General features: G+C 74.5%; 26 protein-coding genes and 1 pseudogene. 17 read left to right on the top strand and 10 right to left on the bottom strand.

Annotation, left to right across the window (positions count from 1 at the left end; translation table 11 throughout):
* Window positions 1–9: 9 nt before the first annotated feature.
* Both PSD17_RS35470 and PSD17_RS35465 read right to left on the bottom strand, forming a co-directional pair.
* Window positions 10–381, bottom strand: a complete 372-nt coding sequence (locus PSD17_RS35470; RefSeq protein ID WP_049803704.1) for a DUF3817 domain-containing protein — start codon at window positions 379–381, stop codon at window positions 10–12.
* A 276-nt stretch (window positions 382–657) separates the two neighbouring features.
* Window positions 658–885 (bottom strand): annotated as a pseudogene (locus PSD17_RS35465) (DnaJ family domain-containing protein); the annotation flags it as partial.
* 50 nt (window positions 886–935) lie between these two features.
* Here PSD17_RS35465 and PSD17_RS27580 point away from each other — a divergent pair.
* Window positions 936–2,108 carry a trans-sulfuration enzyme family protein gene (locus PSD17_RS27580; RefSeq protein ID WP_339125186.1) on the top strand — a complete coding sequence of 391 codons (1,173 nt, stop codon included), beginning with the start codon at window positions 936–938 and terminating at the stop codon, window positions 2,106–2,108.
* Here the strand turns inward: PSD17_RS27580 and PSD17_RS27575 are convergent, their stop codons facing one another.
* Both PSD17_RS27575 and folE read right to left on the bottom strand, forming a co-directional pair.
* Window positions 2,109–3,374 (bottom strand): NAD(P)/FAD-dependent oxidoreductase, encoded by a 1,266-nt coding sequence (locus PSD17_RS27575; RefSeq protein WP_339125185.1) that lies wholly within the window; start codon window positions 3,372–3,374, stop codon window positions 2,109–2,111.
* On the bottom strand, window positions 3,367–4,002 hold the full coding sequence (folE, locus tag PSD17_RS27570; protein ID WP_013675725.1) for a GTP cyclohydrolase I FolE: 636 nt from the start codon (window positions 4,000–4,002) through the stop codon (window positions 3,367–3,369). The genes PSD17_RS27575 and folE overlap by 8 nt, the downstream gene beginning before the upstream one ends.
* A 94-nt stretch (window positions 4,003–4,096) precedes the next feature.
* Between folE and PSD17_RS27565 the strand changes: the two genes are divergently transcribed.
* Window positions 4,097–4,768: a helix-turn-helix transcriptional regulator gene (locus tag PSD17_RS27565; RefSeq protein ID WP_013675726.1), complete on the top strand. Its 672-nt coding sequence runs from the start codon at window positions 4,097–4,099 to the stop codon at window positions 4,766–4,768.
* Here the strand turns inward: PSD17_RS27565 and PSD17_RS27560 are convergent.
* Window positions 4,756–6,819, bottom strand: coding sequence for a transglycosylase domain-containing protein (locus tag PSD17_RS27560; RefSeq protein WP_339125183.1), 2,064 nt, complete (start codon window positions 6,817–6,819; stop codon window positions 4,756–4,758). The genes PSD17_RS27565 and PSD17_RS27560 overlap by 13 nt on opposite strands.
* A gap of 303 nt (window positions 6,820–7,122) precedes the next feature.
* Between PSD17_RS27560 and tatA the strand changes: the two genes are divergently transcribed.
* A complete protein-coding gene (tatA, locus tag PSD17_RS27555; protein ID WP_339125181.1) occupies window positions 7,123–7,392 on the top strand; it encodes a Sec-independent protein translocase subunit TatA in 270 nt (89 codons plus the stop codon).
* Between the two features lie 1,529 nt (window positions 7,393–8,921).
* On the opposite strand, the gene PSD17_RS27550 is transcribed toward tatA, so the two are convergent.
* Window positions 8,922–9,650: an SDR family NAD(P)-dependent oxidoreductase gene (locus tag PSD17_RS27550; protein WP_445261041.1), complete on the bottom strand. Its 729-nt coding sequence runs from the start codon at window positions 9,648–9,650 to the stop codon at window positions 8,922–8,924.
* Between the two features lie 173 nt (window positions 9,651–9,823).
* On the opposite strand from PSD17_RS27550, the gene PSD17_RS27545 reads away from it, so the two are divergent.
* From PSD17_RS27545 to ppgK, 9 genes are all read left to right on the top strand, one after another.
* Window positions 9,824–10,153 carry an MSMEG_0570 family nitrogen starvation response protein gene (locus tag PSD17_RS27545; protein WP_013675730.1) on the top strand — a complete coding sequence of 110 codons (330 nt, stop codon included), beginning with the start codon at window positions 9,824–9,826 and terminating at the stop codon, window positions 10,151–10,153.
* A 34-nt stretch (window positions 10,154–10,187) separates the two neighbouring features.
* Window positions 10,188–11,072, top strand: a complete 885-nt coding sequence (locus PSD17_RS27540) for a shikimate dehydrogenase (RefSeq protein ID WP_339125179.1) — start codon at window positions 10,188–10,190, stop codon at window positions 11,070–11,072.
* Window positions 11,065–11,871, top strand: a complete 807-nt coding sequence (locus tag PSD17_RS27535) for a methyltransferase domain-containing protein (protein WP_339125178.1) — start codon at window positions 11,065–11,067, stop codon at window positions 11,869–11,871. Before PSD17_RS27540 ends, PSD17_RS27535 begins: the two co-directional genes overlap by 8 nt.
* Before the next feature lie 64 nt (window positions 11,872–11,935).
* Window positions 11,936–12,301 carry a hypothetical protein gene (locus PSD17_RS27530; RefSeq protein ID WP_103380222.1) on the top strand — a complete coding sequence of 122 codons (366 nt, stop codon included), beginning with the start codon at window positions 11,936–11,938 and terminating at the stop codon, window positions 12,299–12,301.
* Between the two features lie 69 nt (window positions 12,302–12,370).
* Window positions 12,371–12,850 (top strand): MarR family winged helix-turn-helix transcriptional regulator, encoded by a 480-nt coding sequence (locus PSD17_RS27525; RefSeq protein WP_013675734.1) that lies wholly within the window; start codon window positions 12,371–12,373, stop codon window positions 12,848–12,850.
* Window positions 12,847–13,677: an ABC transporter ATP-binding protein gene (locus tag PSD17_RS27520; protein ID WP_339125176.1), complete on the top strand. Its 831-nt coding sequence runs from the start codon at window positions 12,847–12,849 to the stop codon at window positions 13,675–13,677. Before PSD17_RS27525 ends, PSD17_RS27520 begins: the two co-directional genes overlap by 4 nt.
* On the top strand, window positions 13,637–14,464 hold the full coding sequence (locus PSD17_RS27515; protein ID WP_103380221.1) for an ABC transporter permease: 828 nt from the start codon (window positions 13,637–13,639) through the stop codon (window positions 14,462–14,464). The genes PSD17_RS27520 and PSD17_RS27515 overlap by 41 nt, the downstream gene beginning before the upstream one ends.
* Window positions 14,465–14,522: 58 nt before the next feature.
* Window positions 14,523–16,166: a phosphoglucomutase (alpha-D-glucose-1,6-bisphosphate-dependent) gene (gene pgm / locus PSD17_RS27510; RefSeq protein ID WP_339125173.1), complete on the top strand. Its 1,644-nt coding sequence runs from the start codon at window positions 14,523–14,525 to the stop codon at window positions 16,164–16,166.
* A 1-nt stretch (window position 16,167) separates the two neighbouring features.
* Window positions 16,168–16,938, top strand: a complete 771-nt coding sequence (ppgK, locus tag PSD17_RS27505; RefSeq protein ID WP_013675738.1) for a polyphosphate--glucose phosphotransferase — start codon at window positions 16,168–16,170, stop codon at window positions 16,936–16,938.
* A 42-nt stretch (window positions 16,939–16,980) separates the two neighbouring features.
* On the opposite strand, the gene PSD17_RS27500 is transcribed toward ppgK, so the two are convergent.
* Together PSD17_RS27500 and PSD17_RS27495 are read right to left on the bottom strand one after the other, a co-directional pair.
* The gene (locus PSD17_RS27500; RefSeq protein WP_132975530.1) at window positions 16,981–17,481 is read right to left on the bottom strand and encodes an STAS domain-containing protein; all 501 of its coding nucleotides are present in this window, start codon (window positions 17,479–17,481) and stop codon (window positions 16,981–16,983) included.
* A gap of 251 nt (window positions 17,482–17,732) precedes the next feature.
* Window positions 17,733–18,143 (bottom strand): STAS domain-containing protein, encoded by a 411-nt coding sequence (locus PSD17_RS27495; RefSeq protein ID WP_013675740.1) that lies wholly within the window; start codon window positions 18,141–18,143, stop codon window positions 17,733–17,735.
* 294 nt (window positions 18,144–18,437) lie between these two features.
* Here PSD17_RS27495 and PSD17_RS27490 point away from each other — a divergent pair, with 294 nt between their 5' ends.
* A complete protein-coding gene (locus PSD17_RS27490) occupies window positions 18,438–18,734 on the top strand; it encodes a hypothetical protein (RefSeq protein ID WP_103380218.1) in 297 nt (98 codons plus the stop codon).
* Window positions 18,735–18,750: 16 nt separating this feature from the next.
* Here PSD17_RS27490 and PSD17_RS27485 read toward each other — a convergent pair whose 3' ends face one another.
* Window positions 18,751–18,942, bottom strand: a complete 192-nt coding sequence (locus PSD17_RS27485) for a hypothetical protein (protein ID WP_143770536.1) — start codon at window positions 18,940–18,942, stop codon at window positions 18,751–18,753.
* A 235-nt stretch (window positions 18,943–19,177) separates the two neighbouring features.
* Between PSD17_RS27485 and PSD17_RS27480 the strand changes: the two genes are divergently transcribed.
* A complete protein-coding gene (locus PSD17_RS27480) occupies window positions 19,178–19,564 on the top strand; it encodes a hypothetical protein (protein WP_013675743.1) in 387 nt (128 codons plus the stop codon).
* On the opposite strand, the gene PSD17_RS27475 is transcribed toward PSD17_RS27480, so the two are convergent.
* Window positions 19,565–21,022 carry an FAD-dependent monooxygenase gene (locus PSD17_RS27475; protein ID WP_339125166.1) on the bottom strand — a complete coding sequence of 486 codons (1,458 nt, stop codon included), beginning with the start codon at window positions 21,020–21,022 and terminating at the stop codon, window positions 19,565–19,567. It abuts the gene before it with no gap.
* Window positions 21,023–21,083: 61 nt separating this feature from the next.
* On the opposite strand from PSD17_RS27475, the gene PSD17_RS27470 reads away from it, so the two are divergent.
* The 3 genes from PSD17_RS27470 (at window position 21,084) to PSD17_RS27460 (ending at window position 22,814) form a co-directional block, all read left to right on the top strand.
* Window positions 21,084–21,704, top strand: coding sequence for a TetR/AcrR family transcriptional regulator (locus PSD17_RS27470; protein WP_013675745.1), 621 nt, complete (start codon window positions 21,084–21,086; stop codon window positions 21,702–21,704).
* A gap of 43 nt (window positions 21,705–21,747) precedes the next feature.
* Window positions 21,748–22,275, top strand: a complete 528-nt coding sequence (locus PSD17_RS27465) for a mycothiol transferase (protein WP_339125164.1) — start codon at window positions 21,748–21,750, stop codon at window positions 22,273–22,275.
* A 119-nt stretch (window positions 22,276–22,394) separates the two neighbouring features.
* Window positions 22,395–22,814: an ATP-binding protein gene (locus PSD17_RS27460; RefSeq protein ID WP_041759845.1), complete on the top strand. Its 420-nt coding sequence runs from the start codon at window positions 22,395–22,397 to the stop codon at window positions 22,812–22,814.
* Window positions 22,815–22,848: the final 34 nt, after the last annotated feature.

Below are 22,848 nucleotides of genomic sequence, written 5' to 3'. Positions count from 1 at the left end.
GCGCCGGGGTCAGGCCGGCGCGACGGCCGACGCGGAGCGTCGCACGGCGAGCCGGCCGGTGCGCATCGCCCACCGTTCGAACCACAGCGTGAACAGCGGCGGGATGCTCGCGAAGAGGGCCAGGAGCGTCGTGCGCAGCGACCACTCCAGGCGTCGGGCCGCGACGACGGTGACCACCAGGTAGGCGACGAACAGCGCGCCGTGGATCGGGCCGAAGATCTTCACCCCGATGTCGTCGAACACGACGACGTACTTGACGAACATCCCGATCAGCAGGCCCAGCCAGGAGCACGCCTCGGCGATCGCGACGGCGCGGAACGCCCGGGCGGGCCCGGACAGCCTGGTCGGGTCGGTCGGCGCGGTCGGCGAGGTGGCGGTCATCGGTGCGGCTCCCGGGTCGGTGTCGACGGCACCGCCCACTCTGCCCGACCCCTCCGCCACGTCTTCTACCGGGTGTCGAACTTCATCGGCGGCCCCGTCACCGCCACCTGCGCGGACACGCCGCCAGTCCGCGACGACGTCGTCGGCACGGACCGGGGACAGCGGCACGTTCGGCGGCGTCGGCGCCAGCAGCCAGCCGGCGATCCGCCGGTTCAGGTCCGAGACCACCGCCCGGACCTCGGCCTCCTCGCGCAGCGCCGCGACGGTGCCGGGCAGCCGTTGGATCTCCTTGCGCAGCAACAACGATGTGGGCAGCAGGGCGTCGCCGGACAGACCCTCGCGCTCGATCCAGCGCCGGACCCACCAGTTGTCGTCGTCGGGGCCGTCGAGGCGCAGGGGCTTGCCCTTGCCCGGCAGGTTCTCGAACGCGCCGCGCTCGGCGGCCAACCGGATCTGTTCCTCGACGACCGACTCATGGACGACCGGCTCGTGCCGTTCCGCCACCGGCCCCTCCCCCGCGCCCGTGGATCCCGTGCCAGGGCTAGAACGAGCGTATGCAGGAGCCACCCCACCTCGCCACGCTCGCCGTCCACGCGGGCAACGACGTCGACCCCGGGACGCGCGCCATCCGCCGCCCGATCGTCGCCGCCAACTCCTACGCGCTGCCCGACGACCCGTCGCAGCTGTCGTGGTCGGGCACCGACACGGCGCTCTACACCCGCAACGGCGGCGCCAACCAGGGCTGGCTCGAGGACAAGCTCGCCGCCCTCGACGGCGGCGAGGCGGCCGTCGCGCTGGCCAGCGGCGTCGGCGCGCTGCACGCGGTCCTGTTCACGTTCCTGGAGGCGGGCGACCACGTCGTCTGCTCGGACGTCACCTACGTCGCGACGTACCGACTGCTCACCGAGCTGCTGCCGCGCAAGTACGGGATCACCGCGACGCTGGTCGACTCGTCGGACCCGGAGGCCGTCCGGGCGGCGATCCGCCCGCGGACCCGGCTCGTCCACGTCGAGACACCGGCGAACCCGACGACCCGGATCACCGACGTCGAGGCGGTCGCGGCGATCGCGCACGACGCGGGTGCGCTGCTCAGCGTCGACGCCACCTTCGCGACACCGGTGCTGCAGCGCCCGCTCGCGCTGGGCGCGGACCTCGTGGTGCACTCGTTGACGAAGTACGTCAACGGGCACGGCGACGCGATGGGCGGAGCCGTGATCGGGCGCGCCGAGCTCGTCGAGCGGCTCCGGGCCGAGGCGATGGTCAACGCGGGCGCCACGATCAGTCCGTTCAACGCGTGGCTGATCATGCGCGGCGCCGTGACGCTGCCGCTGCGGATGCGCCGGCACTGCGCGTCGGCGCTGGAGCTGGCCGAGTTCCTGGAGGCCGACCCGCGCGTCGCCTACGTCGCCTACCCGGGCCTGGCCTCGCACCCCCAGCACGCGCTCGCGGTACGCACCCTGGACGGCGGCTTCGGCGGCATGCTCGCCTTCGCCGTGCGCGGGGACGCCGCCGCTCAGAACCGGTTCGTCGCCGACCTGCGGGTGATCACGTCCGCGGTGTCGCTGGGACACGACGAGTCGTTGATCGTGCACGTCGCGGCCGACGACGAGCGCGCCCGGTTCTACCCGCCGGAGTTCCGGCGGTGGGGACACCTGCGGTTCTCGGTCGGCCTGGAGGACCCCCGCGACCTCGTCGCGGACCTCACCCAGGCCCTCGACCGGCTCTGATCAGCCCTCGGCGAGATCGGCGAGGGCGACCGCCGGGTCGGCCAGGTGTGCGGCGGGCAGCGTCGCCCGGCTGCGGACGAGCAGTCCCAGATGCTCGGTCACGTCCCACACGTTCACGTTCATCGCGGCCGCGACGACGCCCTCCACCAGCCAGAACGCCACGAACTCGCGACTGTCGAGATCGCCGCGCACGACGAGCTCGTAGGGCTGGGTCGGGTCGAACCAGCCGGTGAACTCCATCCCGAGCTCGAACTGGTCGGTGTAGAAGTACGGCGGCCGGTCGTAGGACGCGGGCACGCCCAGCGCGGTGCGCGCGGCGACCGCGGGCTGGTTGAGCGCGTTGGCCCAGTGCTCGACGCGGATCCGCCTGCCCAGCAACGGGTTCCACGCCGCGGCGAGGTCGCCGACGGCCAGCACGTCGGGGTGCGAGGTACGCAGGTGCTCGTCGACGCACACCCCGCCGCCGGTGTCGCGACCGCCGAGCTCGAGGCCCGCGTCGCGGGCGAGCTCGACGTTCGGCGCCGCCCCGATGCCGACGACGACCACGTCGGCCGGCAGCGCGGTGCCGTCGTCGAGATGCACGACGTTCGCGCCCTCGCCACGGTCCCCTGCCACGACGTCGCGCACCCCCACACCGCAGCGCAGGTCGACGCCGTGCGCCCGGTGCAGGTCGGCGAACACCCGGGCGACCTCCGGCCCGAGCACCCGCACGAGCGGCAGCTCCGCCACCTCCACGACGGTCACCTGCGCACCGGCCGTGACCGCGGCGGCCGCCGTCTCCAGCCCGATCCACCCGCCGCCGACGACGACGACCCGCGCACCCGGGTGCAGCGCGGCGCGCAGCCGCTCGCTGTCGCCGACGTCGCGCAGGTGGTGGACCCCGGCCGCCTCGGCGCCCGGGAGGTCGAGCCGGCGGGCGCGCGAGCCGGTGGCGAGGACGAGCGTGTCGTAGCGGGTGCGGTCGCCGTCGGCCGTCGTGATCGCGTGCCCGGCGACGTCCAGGGCCGTGACGGCCGCGCCGAGCCGCAGGTCGACGGCGTTGTCGGCGTACCAGTCCGCCGGGTGCACGTCGAGCGACGCGCGCTCGGCGCTGCCCTGCAGATAGCCCTTGGACAGCGCCGGGCGCTCGTACGGCACGACGGCCTCCGCCCCGACCAGCACGATCGAGCCCTCGAACCCCTCGCCGCGCAACGCCTCCGCCGTCTTCGCGGCGGCGAGCCCACCGCCCGCGACGACGACGGTTCGGCCCGAACCCGCCTCAGACATGTCCGCCTCCTGGTCGTGGCATCGTCAGCGCGAGGAACTCGGCGCGCGAGCGCGGATCCTCGCGCAGGGTGCCGAGCAACGTCGAGGTGATCGTGCTCGTGCCGTCGGCCCGCACCCCGCGCAGCGACATGCACATGTGCTCGGCCTCGACGACGACCCCGACCCCGCGCGGCGCGAGCTGCGAGTCGAGCCAGTCCGCGACCTGCTTGGTCAGGCGTTCCTGCACCTGCGGCCGCCGGGCGAACAGCTCGACGACGCGGGCGAGCTTGGACAGCCCCAGGATCCGCTCGCCGGGCAGGTAGCCGACGTGCGCGACACCGACGAAGGGCAGCATGTGGTGCTCGCACACCGACTGCACGGGGATGCTGCGGGCGAGGACCAGCTCGTCGTAGCCCTCGTCGTTGGCGAACGTCGTGAGGTCGAACGACCGCGGCGCCAACATCTCGGCGTAGGCGCGGGCCATCCGGCCGGGGGTGCCGGCGGTGGCGTCGCCGTCGACGGGGACACCCAGCGCGACGAGGAAGTCCCGGGCGGCGCGCTCGGCCCGGCCGAGATCGATTCCCGAGTCCGGCGGGACCACCCGCAGCGGTCGTACGACCGCCTCGGCCAGAGCGCTGTCGCCGTTCATGCGGTACCCCCATTTTCTAAAGGACGCTACGCTTAACGTTAGAACCCGGACTTCTCTTGCGTCAACAGTTCTGTCCTTTAGAAGGAGGCGGTCCGTGCCGGACCTGGCCGCGCAGATCGAGAGCGTGAGCGCGCTCGCCGAACCCCAGCGCCGTGCCCTCTACCGCTACGTCGTCGCGCAGCCGGAACCGGTGAGCCGCGACCAGGCCGCGGCCGCGACCGGCCTGCCCCGGCACACCGCCAAGTTCCACCTCGACCGGCTGGCCGCCGACGGGCTGCTCGACACCGAGTTCCGCCGACTGGGCACCCGGCGCGGACCGGGCGCGGGGCGCCCGACCAAGCTGTACCGCCGCTCCGCGCGGGAGTTCGACGTCACCGTCCCCGACCGTCGCTACGCCCTGGCCGCGGCGGTGCTCGCCGCCGCCGCGGAGGACTCGGCATCCCACGGCACACCGATCCGCGAGGCCGTGCGCACCGCCGCCGCGGCCGCGGGCACGCAGGCTGCCCGCGAGAGCGGCGACGACGTACTCACCGTCCTGGCCGCGCTGGGCTTCGAGCCACGGGACGAGGGCGCGGTCACGACGCTCGCGAACTGCCCGTTCCACCGGCTCGCCGTCGACCATCCCGACCTGACCTGCGGGATGAGCCTGCACCTCGTGGGTGCGGTGCTCGCCGAGCGCGGCGCCGACGCGACGACGGCCGTCCTCGACCCCGCACCCGGGCGCTGCTGCGTGGTCCTGACCGGGGGCCGGCGTCAGGGCTGCTGACCGAGGTAGCGCGGGTCGGGCGGGGGCAGCGGCACGACGGGCTGTCCCGCGAGGATGTCGCCGACGCCGCGGTACCAGGTCCGGGCGGGCACCTTGCCGCCGTAGATGTTGCCGGACCCGCAGCTGAACGGCGGGGTGCCGTCGCAGATCGGGCGCGGGGCGTTGCTGTCGTCGAACACGATCGCAGCGCCCGCGAGCTGCGGCGTCGCCCCGACGAACGCGGCGGACTTGTACTCCTGCGTCGTCCCGGTCTTCGCCGCCACCGGCCGGTCCCAGCCCTCGGACCCGGCGGCGGCGGCCGACGTCCCGCCCGGAGCGTCGTCGCGGCTCAGCCCGTTCATCAGGGTGTCGGCGATCCCCGGGTCGAGCACCTGCTTGCACGCGGGCTGGGTGACCGTGACGGGCACACCGGACCGGTCGGTCACCGACAGCACCGGGCTCGGCGGGCACCACGTCCCGTGGCTGGCCAGCGTCGCCATCACGTTGGCCAGCTCCAGCGAGCTCGTCGGCGAGACCCCGAGGGTGAACGACGCCTGCCGCTGCCGGCGGGCGACGTCGCCGATCGACGGTGCGCCCGGCGCGCGGGACGCCGGCGTCGTCGCCAGTGACGTGAGGCCGAGCCGCTCGGCCATGTCGACGACGGGCGGCACCCCCGTCGTCTCCTCCAGCTTGACGAACGCCGTGTTCGGCGACTCCGCCAGCGCGTCGGTGAGCGGCAGCTGGTCGGCGTAGTTGCCGTCGTTGCGGACCGGGATCGGGGTGCCGCTCGGTCCCCGGTAGATCGGCGAGGTGTACCCGCTGGGCGGCACGGGGATGACGGTGTTGATCCCGAGCGCGCCCTGCTCGAGCGCGGTCGCCGCCGTGAAGATCTTGTAGACCGACCCGGCGCCCATGTTCTCCGGGACGTAGGGCAGGCCGTAGCTGGACTGCCCGGGCTTGTTGCCGTAGGTCCGGTTCGCGGCCATCGCGAGGACGTGGTGGCCGTCGGCACCAGGCGTGATCACGGAGATGACGTCGGCGACGTGGGGCTGCGTCGGCGGCACCTGCCCGTCGACCGCGGCCTTGAGCTTGTCGAGCGCCCCGCGGTCGAGCGTGGTGCGGATCGTGAACCCGCCCGACTCCAGCTGGTCCTGCGTGATCCCCGACTGCGCGAGGTACGACACGACGTAGGAGCAGAAGAACCCGGCGTCGCCCGCGCCGATGCAGCCCTCCGCGGGCGCGGTGGGCACCGCGGCGACGCCGAGCGGCTCGGCGGCCGCCGCCGCTGCCTGGCCGGCGTCGACCGAGCCCTGCTGGCGCAGCTGCTCGATCACGACGTTGCGCCGGCCCGTCGCCGCCTCCGGGTGGTGGATCGGGTCGTACTCGGTGGGGCTCTGGACCATGCCCGCGAGCAGCGCGGCCTGCGCGACCGTCAGCCGGTCGGCGGTGGTCCCGAAGTACGCCTGCGCCGCGGCGCCGACCCCGTAGGCCCCGTTCCCGAAGTACACGATGTTCAGGTAGTCGGCGAGGATGTCGTCCTTGCTCACCCGGTGGTCGAGGCTGATCGCCAGCTCGGCCTCCTTGAGCTTGCGGGCATAGCTCGGGGCGACGGCCGCCCGCCGTTCGGCCTCGGTGCGCGCGGCGACGTAGAGGTCGTAGTTCTTGACGTACTGCTCGGTCAGCGTGGAGGCACCCTGCGTCGCGCCGCCGTTGGAGTTGTTGACGAGCGCCCGGGCAGCGCCGAGCGGGTCGAAACCGCCGTGCTCGAAGAAACGTCTGTCCTCGATCGCGACGATCGCCGCTTTCATCGCGGGCGAGATGCGGTCGGCCGGGACGGGAATGCGGTACTGGTCGAAGAGGTACGCGATCGGCGTGCCGGCGGAATCGGTCACCGTCGTCGCCGCGGGCATGACGCCCGATTCCAGGTCGCTCGTCGAGCCCACCGCGGAATCGGCGACCTGCCCCGCCACCACCCCGGCCCCGCCGACCAACGGGAACGCGATCGCGGCGCCGACGAGCCCGGCCGCGACGATCATCACGACCAGTCGGCCGAGCGCACCTTTCACCTTCACCCGTGCGTGTCTACCAGGCCGGAGCCCGTCCGGAACGACCGGCCCGGGCGGGTCGCGACCTTCCTGACCGGCTCGTCCCGCCGTGCCGCGCCGCGTCCCGGACAGCACGCACGAACGTCGTGAAAAGGAGAACGGTCGCATCGGCGGCGCAATGGCGACGATTCGCGGAAATCACGCTGCATAATTCCGCCGGATTTGCCTCGATGCACCGATGAATTCGCACCCGGCCCGCCGCCACGGCGTTGCGGAAGGCAGACTGGAACGCGGCCGACCGGCACGCGGTCATGGTGAGGAGGAACCGTCATGGGTGAGTTGAGCTGGTGGCACTGGCTGATCGTGATCGGTGTCGCGATGCTGCTGTTCGGCGCCAAACGGCTGCCCGACGCGGCGCGCAGCCTCGGCCAGTCCACGCGGATCCTCAAGGCCGAGCTGCGGGCCGACGCCGAGGAGCGCACCGCCCCGACCCCACCGCCGGCACCGTCCGCGGAGCAGGCCTCCGCCACGGCTCCGCCCGCGTCCGCGCCCGGCGCGACGGCGCAGCCCGCCGCGGGTGCCCCACCCGCCGCGACCTAGACCCAGGTCCCGTCCGGGTGCCGTAGCCGAGGTCGCAGCGGGCGGGCCGAAGCAGGTGGCGGACCGAGGCAGACGGCGGCGGTCGCGGCGGGCGGCCGTGCCGGGCGGCGGCCGTAGCGGCAGCGGGGTGCAGCTCGGCTGCGAAGTCGTGCGCGTCGAGCGGCCCTGCGGTCCTGCGTCCAGGGTCCAAGGGTCCTGTGATCGGCGCGGACCCGGAGTGATCGCCGTGTGCGGGACATGGACGCCGCATACCGCGCTCATGTCCCGGTTTTGGCGATCACCGCGTCGTGGGCCGTGGCCGGCGGCCCCACCCAGCCCGGGTGATCGCCGGATGCGGGACATGAACGCCGGATACCGCGCTCGACGTCCCCCCTTCCGCGATCACCAGCATCATCGAGCGTGGCCGCCGGTCCCCCACCGGCCCGGGTGCTCGCCGTGTCCGGGACATAGGCGCCATGTACCGCGCTCACGTCCCCGTTTTGGCGATCACCCGCGTCATGGACCGCGGCCGGCGGTCCCGTACAGACCCCGTGATCGCCGGGTGCGGGACATGGACGCCGAATACCGCGCTCACGCCCCCGTTTCGGCGATCACCAGAGGTCGTGGGCCGCGATCGGCGGTCCCGCACGGACCCGCTGAGCGCCCCGTCAGGGAAACGGACCCATGCTGCGCTCATGTACCCGTCCGGGCGATCACCACGACGCAGCCGCGCCCACGTCGTAGCCGTCTTCGGCGGCCTCGCAGCGGCCCGGGTGATCTCCGTGTGCGGGACATGGACGCCATATACCGCGCTCATGTCCCCGTTTCGGCGATCAGCAGCAGTGAGCCGTGATCGGCGTGGCTGGTGGTCGTACTTCTGCGTCGTCCCCTGCGGCGTGCCCATCGGTCGTCCCGCTGCGTCGTCGCCGCTGGGCCCCAGCCGCCGGAGCATGATCGTCGTCGGCGGGGCATGAGCGCCGCATACTGCGTTGACGTCCCGGATTCGGTGATCATCTCCGCGGAGCCCGCGGCTCGGCCGCCATCCCGACCGCAACGCCGTGATCGTCCGCGCGTCCCGGCGGCCAAGGTGTCCTGGACCCGAGCGGGCCGCTGCATCCGGCGAGACGCCGCACCCAGGGCCGCCGCATCTGGGCCGCCACACCCGGGGCCGCCGCACCCGGGCCGCCGCGCCCGCGGGACACCGCCCCAACCAGTGGAGATCGCCAGCTGCGGGACATCCGCGCCACGGCCGGCGCTCATGTCCCGGTTCCGGTGATCACCCCGTCGGCCACGGCACACAGGCAGGACCGACCCGACTCGCAGGGCCCGCGATCGGTCCTCCGGACCCGCACGCCGCACAGCGCCCGCCCCCTGCCCGCACACCCGCGCCGCCGCACACCCGCGCCGCCGCAGACTCCGCGCCGCCCCAGACTCCGCGCCGCACACAACCCACGCCGCGCACCTGCCCGCACTCCCGCACCCCACGCCCCGCGCCGCCCCGCGCCCCACACCCCGCGCCGCACACGGGCCGTTGCGCGAGGCCGCGACCCTCAGCGGGGCAGCCGCCGCCACACCGCCCGCGGCAGCAGCCGCATCCCGAAGAACACCGGCCGCAGCACTGCCGGCACCCACAGCTCACGACTGTCGCGCGCCATCGCGGCGACGGTCGCGTCCGCCACCTGCTCGGGCGTGCTCGACAGCGGCGCGGGCGTCATGCCCGCCGTCATCCGGCCGACGACGAACCCCGGCCGCACCAGCAGCATCCGCACGCCGCTGCCGTGCAGGGCGTCGGCCAGCCCGCTGGCGAAGCCGTCGAGGCCCGCCTTGGCCGAGCCGTAGACGTAGTTCGCCCGCCGGACCCGCCAGCCCGCGACCGAGGAGTACACGACGAGCCGCCCACCTCCCTGCGCCTGCAGCACCTGCGCCAGGTGGGTGAGGACGTGCACGTGGGCGACGTAGTCGGTGTGCACGATCTCGACCGCGTGGGCGGCGTCGGTCTCGGCGCGGGCCTGCTGCCCGAGGATCCCGAACGCGACGACGACGACGTCGAGACGACCGTGCCGGGTGACGAGGTCGTCGAGCAGCGGCCGGTGCGAGGCCAGGTCGTCGGCGTCGAACTCGACGCGCTCGACCGCCGCCCCGCCGGCGCGGATCCGGCGCTCCTCGTCGTCGAGCTCGGCGCTGCGCCGCGCGGCGAGGACGACCCGCTCGGCACCGGCGGCCGAGAGCCGCTCGGCGACCGCGACCCCGATCTCGCTGCGCCCGCCGAGCACCAGCACCGTCCCACCCGTCCCACGCCCCGCCACGCGCGCAGTCTCCCGGAGCGCCGGGCGGGGGCCGCGGGCCGGGGTCTCGTCGCAGGTGACCGGCGTCGCCTAACCTGTCGGTGATCGACGGCGTGGTCGGTCGACCCCTCCCGATCCCCGCGTGGCCGCGCACTCCGAGGAGCACCGTGCCCGATGTCCTGTTCGACGTCCGCTGGCCGGACGGGTCGACGCAGTCGTTCTACTCGCCCTCGCTGATCGTCAAGGACTACTTCGAGGCGGGTGCGCAGTACTCACTCGACGACTTCCTAGCCCGCACGCGGGAGTGCATGACCATCGCCGACGAGCGGGTCCGCGCCAAGTACGGCATCGGCTGCTCGGAGTCGGCGATGACGCTCGCGGGCGTCGAGTACGGCGTGCGGCGGTTCACGGCGCGCGCCGATGCCGGCGAGCCCGACCCCGGCGCCGGCAAGGTCACCGTCGAGCGCTTCCGCAGCTGGGGTGCGCCGCCCGCGTAGTGCCCGCGCGGCGGCGGTGCGCATACTGCCGGACATGCCCGTGGAACCGGCGACCCCGGAACAGACCGGCCCGGTGCGCCGCGCCGCCGTGCTCGGCTCGCCCGTCGCGCACTCGCTGTCCCCCGTCCTGCATCGCGCCGCGTACGCCGCGCTCGGCCTCACCGGCTGGGAGTACGGGCTGCACGAGTGCGACGAGGCGGGCCTGCCCGCGTTCGTCGAGGGCCTCGACGCGACCTGGGCCGGGTTGTCGCTGACGATGCCGCTCAAGCGCGTCGCCCTCGACGTCGCCGACACGGTGTCGGACCTCGCCGCGGCCACCGGGGCGGCCAACACCCTCGTCCTGTCCGCCGCGGGCCGGGTCGCCGAGAACACCGACGTCGCGGGCATCGTCGCGGCGCTGCGCGAGGCCGGGGTGCGGACGGCACGCGACGCGGTCGTCCTCGGCGCGGGCGGCACGGCGCGCGCGGCGTTGGCGGCGCTGCGCGACCTCGGCGACCCCGCACCGCGGGTCCTCGTCCGCGACCCCGCCCGGGCCGCCGACCTGCGGACGGCCGCCGAGCGGCTGGGCGTCTCCCCCGACGTGCGCGCCGATCTCGCGGACCCGCGCGTCGCCATGGGCACCCTGGCCGGGGCGGGGGTCGTCGTCTCGACGCTGCCGCCCGGGGCCGCCGACGTCCTGGTCGACACGGTCTGGACGCCCGGCACCGCCGTGCTCGATGCCGTCTACGCGGGCTGGCCGACGCCGCTGGCCCGGTCGGCGGGCGTGGCGGGCTGCGCCGTCGTGAGCGGCCTGTCGATGCTGCTGCACCAGGCCGTCGCCCAGGTCACGCTGATGACCGGGCATGCCGGGCCGGTCGAGCCGATGCGCGCGGCGCTCGACGCGGCGGTCTCGACGCCTCAGGGGGCCACCCGTGTCTGACCAGGACGTCTACACCCACGGGCACGACGACAGCGTCCTGCGCTCGCACCGCTGGCGCACTGCGCAGAACTCGGCCGGCTACCTGCTGGGGCACCTGCGGCCAGGGCTCTCGCTGCTCGACGTCGGCTGCGGGCCGGGGACGATCACCGCCGACCTCGCACGGCTCGTCGCGCCCGGCCGGACGCTGGGCATCGAGCCCGTCGAGGACCCGCTCGCCGAGGCCCGCGCGGCCGGCGCCGGGATCACGACGCTGGAGTTCGCAGTCGCCGACGTGTACGCGCTGGACCCGGGCGCCGGGCGCTACGACGTCGTGCACGCCCACCAGGTCCTGCAGCACCTCACCGACCCGGTGGCGGCGTTGCGCGCCATGGGGTCGGTCCTCGCCCCCGGCGGCGTCGTCGCCGTCCGCGACGCCGACTACGCGGCGATGACGTGGTACCCGGCCGACGACCGGCTGGACGCCTGGCTCGCGACGTACCGGGCCGTGGCCCGGTCGAACGGCGCCGACCCCGACGCGGGCCGCAAGCTCCACGCCTGGGCACGGCAGGCAGGCTTCACCGAGGTCACGGCCTCGGCGTCGGTCTGGCTCTACGCGACGCCCGACGAGCGCGCCTGGTGGGGCGGGCTCTGGGCCGACCGCATCACGACCTCGCGCGTGGCACAGCAGGCGGTGGAACGCGGCATCGCGTCCGCATCCGAGCTCGCGGAGATGGCCGCGGGCTGGCGGGCCTGGGCGGCCGACCCCGACGGCTGGTTCACCGTCCCGAACGGGGAGGTCCTCGCCCGCGCACCGCGCTGAGGCGGCCTCGGTACGGTGGTGCCCGGTCGGGATACCGGATCGAGTGACGGCAGGGGCGGCAGCGATGGCCAAGAACAACCGGGGCGGCAAGGGTCGCGGCGGGACGTCCCGGCCCGCGGCCGCCCGACCCGCGCCCCGTACCGCGCCGAAGCCCGCCACGCCCGCCCCCGCGCCTGCGGCGGAACCCCAGCGCGGCATGGGCCAGGCCTCGACCCAGGCCGTCGCGGCCGTCGTCATCGCGGTCGCGGGTGTCGCGTCCGGGTACTTCATGCCGCTGGCGGGCTACGCACTCGGCCTCGCCGCGATCGTCCTCGCGGTGCTCGCCCGCCGGCGCGGCGCGAGCGGGGTGTGGATCGCCGCGCTGGTCGTCGGGGTCGCGGCGATCGTGATGGGCGTGGTCATGCAGGTGTACTACGCCTCGTCCGCCTGAGCACGCCGCCCGTCGAGACGTGATACTTGCCATTAGGCAATAGCTCTGACTCGGAGGTATGGTTCCGGCGTGTCCCTCCCCCGTGGCGACGAGCTGATGGCAGCGGTCCTCGGGCTGCGCCGCGTCGTCCGTCGCAGGCTGCGCGAGCAGCTCCCCGGGACCGTCCCGCTGCGCGGGGCGCAGGTCGAGCTGCTGCAGCTCGTCGAGCGCGAGCCCGGCATCGGCGTCGCCGCGGCGGCCCGGGGGCTGCACCTGGCGCCCAACACCGTCAGCACCCTGGTCAACCAGCTGGTCGCCGCCGACCTGCTGTGCCGCACCGTCGATCCCGACGACCGCCGCGCCGCCCGCCTCGAGCTCACCGCCGCCGCACGGGAGCGCCTCGCCCGCTGGCGGGCCGCCCGTACCGAGCTGGTCACCGCCGGGCTGCGCACGCTCGGCGCCGACGAGCAGGCCGTGCTCGCCGCCGCGCTGCCGATCCTCGACAAGCTCGCCGGCACCCTCGACGAGCTCCCCGTTCCCGTCACCCGATCCCCCGAGGAGGCTCGATGACCGCCATCGGCGCCGGACCCCCCGCCGACGTCCCGGCCGTGCGCTGCACCGGCCTGCGCCAGGCCTTCGGCGACACCGTCGCCGTCGACGGCATCGACCTCGAGGTCCGGCCCGGCGAGGTGTTCGGCCTGCTCGGGCCGAACGGCGCCGGCAAGACCACGACGATCCGCATGATCACGACGCTGCTCCCCGCCCCGCCCGGCGCGATCGAGGTGTTCGGCATCGACGTGGCCCGTCGGCGCAGCGCGGTGCGCCGGCTGCTGGGCTACGTCCCGCAGCAGCTGTCCGCCGACGGCACGCTCTCCGGGCGGGAGAACGTCGCGTTGTTCGCCCGGCTCTTCGACGTCCCCCGCCACGACCGCGACGCCCAGGTCGACGCCGTGCTCACCGCCGTCGACCTGCTCGACGTCGCCGACCGGCAGGTCAAGACCTACTCCGGCGGCATGGTCCGGCGCCTGGAGCTGGCCCAGGCGCTGGTCAGCGCACCGCGGGTGCTCGTGCTCGACGAGCCGACGGTCGGGCTGGACCCCGTCGCCCGCGACGGCGTGTGGGACCGCATCACCGACATCCGCCTCGCGACCGGGATGACCGTCCTGGTCACCACCCACGCGATGCAGGAGGCCGACGCCCAGTGCGACCGGATCGCCCTCATGCACCGTGGCCGGGTCCAGGCCCTGGGCACCCCCGCCGACCTGCGGGGCGCTCTCGGCCCCGACGCCACCCTCGACGACGTGTTCCGCCACCACACCGGCGACACGCTCGCCGACCGATCCGGAGGACTGCGCGATGTCCGTGCTGCCCGTCGCACCGCCGGCCGCCTCGGCTGAGGACCCCGGCCCGCTCGGCACCCTCGCGACCGCGGCCCGCCGCGTCGCGACGATGTGCCTGGTCGAGCTCCAGCGGCTGCGCCACGACCGTTCCGAGCTGGTCACCCGGGCGGTCCAGCCCGCGCTGTGGCTGCTCGTGTTCGGCCAGGTGTTCACCCGCATCCACGCGATCCCGACCGGGGACACCCCGTACCTGGACTTCCTCGCCCCGGGCATCCTCGCCCAGTCGGCACTGTTCATCGCGATCTTCTACGGCATCCAGATCATCTGGGAACGCGACGCCGGGGTGCTGTCGAAGCTGCTGGTCACCCCCACGCCGCGGATGGCCCTGGTCACCGCCAAGGCGTTCGCGGCCGGGGTCAGGGCCGTGGCGCAGGCGGTCGTCGTGCTGCTCCTCGCGCTCGTCCTCGGGGTGGCACTGTCCCCCAACCCCCTGCACTGGCTCGGGGTGGTCGTCGCGCTGCTGCTGGGGTCGGCCTTCTTCTGCTGCCTGTCGATCACGATCGCGGGGCTCGTGCTGTCCCGCGACCGCCTGATGGGCATCGGGCAGGCGATCACGATGCCGCTGTTCTTCGCCTCGAACGCCCTCTACCCCGTCGAGCTCATGCCCGGCTGGCTGCAGGTGATCAACCACGTCAACCCGCTCAGCTACGAGGTGGAGGCGCTGCGCGGGCTCCTGATCGGCACGCCGGCGCGGCTCTGGCTGGACTTCGCCGTGCTCGTGCTGGCGGCCGCGGCGATGATCACGATCGCGTCGTCGCTGCTCCCCCGGCTGGTCCGCGGCTGACGGCCCGGGCGACCCGGGCACCCCTTGCGCGCGAGGCGGGATGCGGCAGGCTGTGACCATGGCTCCGCACCCGCGCGCCGGCACCCCCGCGCGCCCCGAGGACCTCGTCGATCTCGACGAGCTGTACGCCGCCTACCGCGACCGCCACCCCGACCCGAAGGTCGTCGCCGAGCGCGTCGCGTTCGGCACCTCGGGCCACCGCGGCTCGTCGCTCACGACGACGTTCAACGACGACCACATCGCCGCGACGAGCCAGGCGATCGTCGAGTACCGGGCCGCGCAGGGCACCGACGGCCCCCTGTTCCTCGGCCGCGACACCCACGCCCTGTCCGGGCCCGCCTGGACGACCGCCGTCGAGGTCTTCGCCGCGAACGACGTCCATGTGCTGGTCGACGCCGCGGGCCGCTACACCCCCACCCCCGCGGTCTCGCACGCGATCCTGACCCACAACCGCGGCCGCACCTCCGGGCTGGCCGACGGCGTCGTGGTCACCCCGTCGCACAACCCGCCCGCCGACGGCGGCTTCAAGTACAACCCGCCCCACGGCGGGCCGGCCGGCACCGACGCGACGGGCTGGATCGCCGACCGGGCCAACGAACTGCTCGAGGCCGGGCTCGCCGGGGTCCGCCGGGTGCCCCTGGCGCGGGCCACGACCCGGCCGCACGACTACCTGACCGGCTACGTCGACGATCTGCCGAACGTCGTCGACCTCGACGCGATCCGGCAGGCGGGCGTGCGCATCGGCGCCGACCCCCTCGGTGGCGCGGCCGTCGACTACTGGGCCGCGATCGCCGAGCGGCACCGGCTGGACCTGACCGTCGTCAACCCCGAGGTCGACCCGCGGTTCGCGTTCATGACGCTGGACTGGGACGGCAGGATCCGGATGGACTGCTCGTCGCCCTACGCCATGGCGTCGCTGGTGGCGCGCATGGCCGAGAACCCCGAGTACCGCATCGCCACCGGCAACGACGCCGACTCCGACCGGCACGGCATCGTCACCGCCGACGGCGGGCTGATGAACCCCAACCACTACCTGTCCGTCGCGATCGGCTACCTCTTCGCGCACCGGCCCGGCTGGCCCGGCGGCGCGGCCGTCGGCAAGACCGCGGTGAGCTCGTCGATGATCGACCGCGTCACCGCCGACCTGGGCCGGACCCTGCTGGAGGTGCCCGTCGGGTTCAAGTGGTTCGTGCCCGGGCTGCTCGACGGCTCCGTCGGGTTCGGCGGCGAGGAGAGCGCGGGGGCGTCGTTCCTGCGCTTCGACGGCTCGGCGTGGTCGACCGACAAGGACGGCATCATCCTGGCGCTGCTCGCCTCCGAGATCACCGCCGTCACCGGGTCGACGCCCAGCGCGCACTACCGGGAGCTGACCGGCCGCTTCGGCGACCCGGCCTACGCGCGCACCGACGTCGCGGCGACCCGGGAGCAGAAGAGCCGTCTCGGCAAGCTCTCGGCCGACGACGTCACGGCGACCGAGCTCGCCGGCGAGCCGATCACCGAGCGGCTCACCTGCGCGCCGGGCAACGGCGAGCCGCTCGGCGGGCTGAAGGTCACGACGGAGTCGGGCTGGTTCGCGGCCAGGCCATCGGGTACCGAGGACGTCTACAAGATCTACGCGGAGAGCTTCCGCGGCGCGGAGCACCTGGCGCGCATCCAGGAGGAGGCCCGCGACGTGGTCTCCGCGGCACTCGGAGGGGCGTGACATGTCGGGCAAGTCGGAGAAGTCCAAGCACGACAAGCACATCGGGTTCGGCATCGACATCGGCGGCTCGGGCATCAAGGGCGCGCCGGTCGACCTGCGCAAGGGCGAGCTGACCGACGACCGGCTGCGCATCCCGACCCCGCAGCCGGCGACGCCCGACGCCGTCGCCGAGGTCGTCACCAAGGTGCTCGACCACTTCGGCTGGGACCGCGAGTTCGGCTGCACCCTGCCGGCGGTCGTGCAGCACGGCGTCGTGCGGACCGCGGCCAACATCGACCACAGCTGGATCGGCACCGACGCCCACGAGCTGATGAAGAACGCCACCGGCCGCAAGGCGCTCGTCGTCAACGACGCCGACGCCGCCGGCGTGGCCGAGGTCCGGTTCGGCGCCGCCAAGGGCAACTCCGGTGTCGTCCTCGTCAGCACGCTCGGCACCGGGATCGGATCGGCGCTGGTCATCGACGGCAAGCTCTGGCCCAACACCGAGCTGGGCCACCTGGAGATCGACGGGTACGACGCGGAGAAGCGCGCCGCCGACTCCGCCCGCGAGCGCGAGGACCTCGACTGGGACGGCTGGGCCGAGCGGCTCACCCGCTACTACGGCGTCGTCGAGTCGCTGCTGCGGCCCGATCTGATCGTCGTCGGCGGCGGCGTGAGCAAGAAGTCCGCGAAGTGGATGTCGAAGGTGGACATCCACACGAAGATGGTGCCCGCCGAGCTGCTCAACGAGGCAGGGATCATCGGCGCGGCGGTGCTGGCCGCCGGTCACTGACGTGCCGCCCGCGGGGGCCCGTCCCCGCGGCGACGCCCGTGCTCACCCGGTGAGCACGGACTCCCCACGGGGGTCCGGGATCGCCGGACCGGTCTGGTCGCGGTCGTCGCAGTTCCTGCGGGCGGTGTCGGCGTAGGCCGCGAAGACCTCGATCAGGCTCGGCTCGGGCGGTCCCGTCGTGGCACCCTCGACCAGCAGCCAGCCGCCGTTCGCCGCCAGCCGGGCACGCAGCTCGTCGAGCACGGGGCGTGCGCCGGCCGGCAGGTCGGGGCACGCCGTGAGGTCGACGATCACGTGCTGCGCACCGTCTGCCGTCACGACCGCGAGCAGCCGGGCGATGCGGCCGACCGTGGCGTCGTCGAGCGGGCCGCGGACCGTGACGACGACGTCGCACCCGCCGTGCACGCCGAGGAGGACGCTGCCGACCGGCGCGCCGGCGGGACGGGCGGACGGGAACGGACGGGTGGGCACGTCGCCGTCGTGACGGGTGTCGGGGTCAGGGTCGGGGTGGGTGTCGATCACCATGCGGTCGAGAGCACGCACGGTTCCTCCTCGGGCCGGTACCCGGGATGCGCCCCGGAACGGGCGGCGCCACCACGGTGTCCGCCGTCCTCCTCCGCGGAGGCGGCTCCCGAACGAGACCCGGCGTCGCTGCCGCGGGCAGTCCACTCCCGACGGTGAACGGACAGTAGGGACCAACGGCCCCCAGCGGCGAGCGGGCCGCGCGGCGCGGCGGGACGTACGGACGACGGGTCGAACGGTCCCGCGGCCGGCCCACCCGCGCCCGTCTGAGCTCAGTCGGACGCCGGTCGCCGGGTCGCGCCCCGGGGATGCGCCAGTGCGGCGACGACCTCCTCGCTGCTCAGCGCCGTCAGCGGAAGCACGGCGTCGAGCCCGGTCCCGACCAGGACCCGGGCCACCGGCGCGTGCCCGCAGCCGGTGAGTCGCAGCCGGCGACCTGCCGTGCGGGCGGTGGTGTGCACGGCGAGCAGCGACTGCAGGGCGCTGGAGGTGAGCAGGGTGACGTCCTGGAGGTCGATGACGACGTGGCGGCCCTGGCCGACGTGCAGCTCGACGCGCGCGACGAGCTCCGGCGCGGTCACCAGGTCGAGCTCGCCCTCCGGGCGCAGCACCGCCACGGTCGGCACGGGGACGTGCGTGCGCACCTCGAACCCGCCCGGGGCGGGGCTGGTCAACGGACTCATCGTCACTCCCGGTCGACCGACTGTGGGAACGGCGCGCACGGCTGCTGCTCAACGATGCGTCCTGCTCGACACCTTCGCCGACGCCACCCTTCGGGGCAACCTCGGACCGAGGGGGCGGCATCCTGCCGCGTGGCGTAGCTAACGCTGCATTGTCGTCTCGAAATGAGACACTTTCCCGTGAACTTGGGTACCCGAGCCCATGGACACAGGGTGGACCGACACCACCGTCAACGCCGACGCGGCCGCCTCCGCCAGTCCGTGCACCGCACGGACCCCGTCGCTGGAGACCGAACGATGATCCGTATCTGCGAACGCTGCTTCGGGCCCGTCGCCGAGACCGACGAGCACCTCGGCCTGGCCCACATCGACCGGGCACTGCCGGACGGCACCGTGCTCTGGAACCACACCTACGTCCACACCGCGCCCTGCGCGCCTGCAGGGTCGGGCTACTCGGCGCACGAGGCACCGAACCAGGGCGAGTGGGACCCCGGCCGCCGTGGGATGTCGCCGGGGGCCGCCGCACACGTGGCGCGCAGGCCCGACGACCCGGCGGAGCGGACCCGCGCCACCGGGTCGCACCCCTGGGTCTGAGCCCGAGCGCAGCTGCTCAGCCCGAGGCGTCACGCCGCGGGAGCACGGATCCGCACCGCCAGCAGCTCGTGGCGCCGTCCTCCGGGACCGCCGCGCACTCCGGGCACAGCAGGTGGGCGAAGCACGCCGGCGCGCCGCCCCGATCGGCGTGCTCGTGCTCGTACCGGTCGCCGTTCCCGGGCCGGAGGTCGCGGTCCGCTTCCGTCATTCCCCCAGTGTCCCCCTGCACGGCAGGCTCGTCGGCCGGCGCGGCAGCGCGGCGGGCCTCGCCGGCCCCGTTGGCGAGCGGCCGGTGCCCGCGCACCGGTCGCGTGAGTGCGGGCACCGCGCGGAACGGGCGTGCGCGTGACGTCGCGACCGCCGTCGGGCCTGCGCGCCCGGCGGCCCGGTCGCCGCTGGCATACCGTTCCCGTGGGGACCGCGACGTCGACCGGAGGTGGGCCGTGGCCGAGGCGTCGGACGCCGTCATGGCAGTGGTGCACGTCACAGCGCCTGCGCACCTCGACCCGCACGCGATCGCCGCGGAGCTGACCCGCGCGATCAACGGGAACGCGAAGCGTCCGATGACCGCCGAGCTGTCGGTCGCGCGTGACGTCCGCACCCCGCCACGCCGCCGGGACCGGTACCGCCACGGGTTCGTCGCGCTGCTGTCCTTCGGCGACCAGGAACCGCCCGACGAGCTCGACCGGCGCGTCCGCAAGATCGCGCGCAAGGCGCTGCGCCGCCGGTTCGGACACAAGATGGCCGCCGAGGTGCGCACCGAGCTGACGACGGCCGAGATCGCCGCCTTCTGGTGCAGCATGCGTGGGACGCCGCGCCGTCCGGCGTAGTCACCCGACGGTCGAGGGCCGCCGGGCGGGAGCGCCGAACCAACGGGTGAGCGCGTCGGCCAGCCCGTCGAGGTCCGGCCCGCCCCAGGCGACGACACCGTCCGGGCGCACCAGGAGGTTCTCCGGTCCCTCGACGACCCGCACACGACCGGCCCAGCCCTCCGCGACCCGCTGTGCGGCACCGTCGGGCGTGGCGTCGAGCAGGAGCGCGCCGGGGGTGCGCAGCAGGGCGTACAGCCGCTCGTCGCCCACCGCACGGTCGGCGGCGGGGCGGCCGGCCTCCGGATGCGCCGACTCGGTGGGGTACGGGTTGCCGGTCCCCGCCATCAGGCGGCTGACGTGCGCGTTCGCGTCGTCGTAGACGAGCAGGTCGGCGAACAGGTCCCGCAGCGCGGAGGTCTGCGGGTCGGGGCGCATCAGCGCCACCTGCGCCCGGGTGTTGTCCAGCACGGCCGCGGCGGCCGGTCCGCGCTCATCGTGGTAGGTGTCGAGCAGTCCGTCGGGCGCGGTGCCCGCGACCGTGGCGGCGAGCTTCCAACCCAGGTTCGCCGCGTCCTGGAAGCCCAGGTCGAGGCCCTGCCCGCCGAACGGCGGGTGCACGTGGGCGGCGTCGCCCGCGAGCAGCACGCTGCCACGCCGGTAGTCGTCGGCTTTGCGGGTGTTGTCGGTCCAGCGGGTGCCGGTCAGCAGCTCGGTGACCGTGACGTCGGTGCCCGACACCCGGCGCAGGCTGTTCTCGATCTCCTCCCGGGTCAGCGGCGACTCCCGGTCGGTGGGCGGGCCGTCGAACTCGGCGGTGAGGACGCGGCGCGGGTCGGGACCGTACACGATCATGCCGTGCCCGGTCCGGTGCCAGCCGCGTTCCAGCGCATGCGGTTCCGCGAGCCGGACCAGCGCCTGCCTGCCCGTGATCGTCGCCGCCGTGCCGTCGAACCCGAACCCGGCGAGCCTGCGGACGGCGCTGCGCCCGCCATCGGCCCCGACGACGAACCGGGCCGCGACCTCGGTTTCGCCCCCGGCGCGCGCGGCGGTGACGCGCACGGTCGGTCCGTGGTCGACGAGCCCGGTGACGGTGTACCCGCGCGCGACGGTGACGCCCAGCCCGGCCGCGTACTCCGCCAGCACCATCTCGACCTCGTACTGGGCCGCGATGATCGGCGCGGTGCGCAGCCCGGGGGCTCCCCGCAGCGACCACAGGCCGGCGAAGTGCCCGACGGGACGTCCCTGCTCCTGGGCCCCGGACTGCGCGGCCGGCAGGAACCGGGTCAGGTCGGGCTGTGGGAAGCGATCGACCAGCCCCCGCTGGTCGAACAGCTCGGCCGACGTCGGGCCGATCGAGCCCGCCTTGATCTGCGGGACCGGGGCGGGTTCGCGCTCCAGCACCGCGACGTCGACACCACCCCGGCGCAGCTCCGCGGCGAGGAACAGACCGACCGGGCCGGCACCGACGACCAACACGTCGTAAGATTCTTTGAGTTGCACAAACATTAGAGTAACACCAGATTCTGGGCGAGGACGGATGGGGATTCGGGAGCAGAAGAAGGCGCAGGCCCGCGCCGCGATGGCCGCGGCGGCGTCGGAGCTGTTCGGCCGCAACGGGTACGCCGCGGTCTCGATGAGCCAGATCGCCCGCGCCGCGGGTGTCTCGGACCAGACGCTCTACAACTACTTCCCCACCAAGGAGAGCCTCGTGTTCGACCAGGCCCCGGTCTTCGAGGCGACCCTGCTCGGCGCCGTCGCCGAGCGGCCGCCCGGCCGGGACCCGCTCGACGCGTTCCGCGGGTGGTTCGACGACTTCGTCCTCGGCCCCGCGGCCGAACGCGGCATCGCGACGCCCGGTGGGATGATCCGGCTCGTCGCCGGGAGCGACACGCTGCACCGCGCCCTGCTCGCGCTGGCACACCGGATCGCCGGCAGGCTCGCGTCGGAGCTGGCCGCGGCCGACCCGGCGGCCGGGCCACGGGCGGCGGTGCTGGCCGACGCGCTGTTGGCGGTGGTCGTCCGCACCATCGAGCGGCTCGGCGCGGTGACCGGCCCCGACGAGCTGCCCGACGTCGCCGCGCGGGCTCACGCGGCACTCGACACCCTGCGGCCGCTGTCGGCGGTGGACACGGCTGCGGTCGCCGGAGATCCTGCGTAGCGTCGCGCGGGAGATCCTCGACCGACGCTCCTCGGAGGCCCGCATGACCCCGGCCGACCTGCTCGCCGACGCGTTCGGCCGCATCCCCGACACCGTCGACGGCGTGCTCGCCGGCATCGACGAGGACGTGCTCGTCCGGCTGCCCGACCCCGAGGGCAACAGCATCGCCTGGCTGGTCTGGCACCTGATCCGGGTGCAGGACGACCACGTCAGCGAGGTCGCGGGTCGCGAGCAGGCCTGGACCGCCGACGGCTGGGCCGACCGGTTCGCACTTCCGCTCGCGGATGCCGCGACGGCCACCGGCTACGGCCACGGCCCCGCGGAGGTGGCCGCCGTCCGGCCGGGCGCGGACCTGTTGCGTGGCTATCTCGCGGCCGTGAACGAGCGCACCCAGCAGTTCCTGCGCACCCTCACCCCCGAGGACCTCGACCGCGTCGTCGACGTGCGCTGGGACCCGCCCGTGACCCTCGGCGTGCGGCTCGTGAGCGTCGTCGACGACGACGCCCAGCACGCCGGGCAGGCCGCGCTGCTGCGGGGTGTCCTGGAGCGCGGTCGCCCCGCGCAGAGCTGACCGCCGCCGCTGCGCCCCGCTCCTCCCGCGCGCGCGGCGTTCTGTTTGGGCGCGCCCCGCGCCCGGGTATCCGCAGGCCGACCGGGGTGGACGGGCGAGACGGCGGGCGCGGAGGCGGTATGGGGGCGGCGGCGCGGGCGGTGTCGTGGCCCGTCCGCTGCGCGCCCACCGCGCTCGAGCCGCTGCGTCGCGATCTCGGGCGCTGGCTCGCGGCGGCGGGCTGGCCCGCCGACGAGGCCGCCGATCTCGTGCTCGCCGTGAGCGAGGCCGTGTCGAACGCCGTCGAGCACGGGTGCGCGCGCGTCTGCGAGGGCATCCGGGTCGACGCCCGGCTCACCACGGCGCACGCGTCCTGCCACGTCGACTGCACCGTGCACGACTGCGGCCGCTGGGACGGCGTCGCGACGAGCGCGGCACCGCGCGGCCACGGCATGCGGCTGATCCGGGCGCTGACCCGCGAGCTCCGGGTCGAGCACGGCGACGCGGGCACGACCCTGCACCTCGCGTCGTACGACCGGCCGCGCCGTACCCCTCCGTGACCCGACGATCGCACAGTGCACACGACCGCGCCGT

Source organism: Pseudonocardia sp. D17 (assembly GCF_036984265.1).
GTDB lineage: Bacteria > Actinomycetota > Actinomycetes > Mycobacteriales > Pseudonocardiaceae > Pseudonocardia > Pseudonocardia benzenivorans.
The sequence above is the reverse complement of the archived record's forward strand: the minus strand, read 5'-3'. Positions and strand labels throughout refer to the sequence as shown.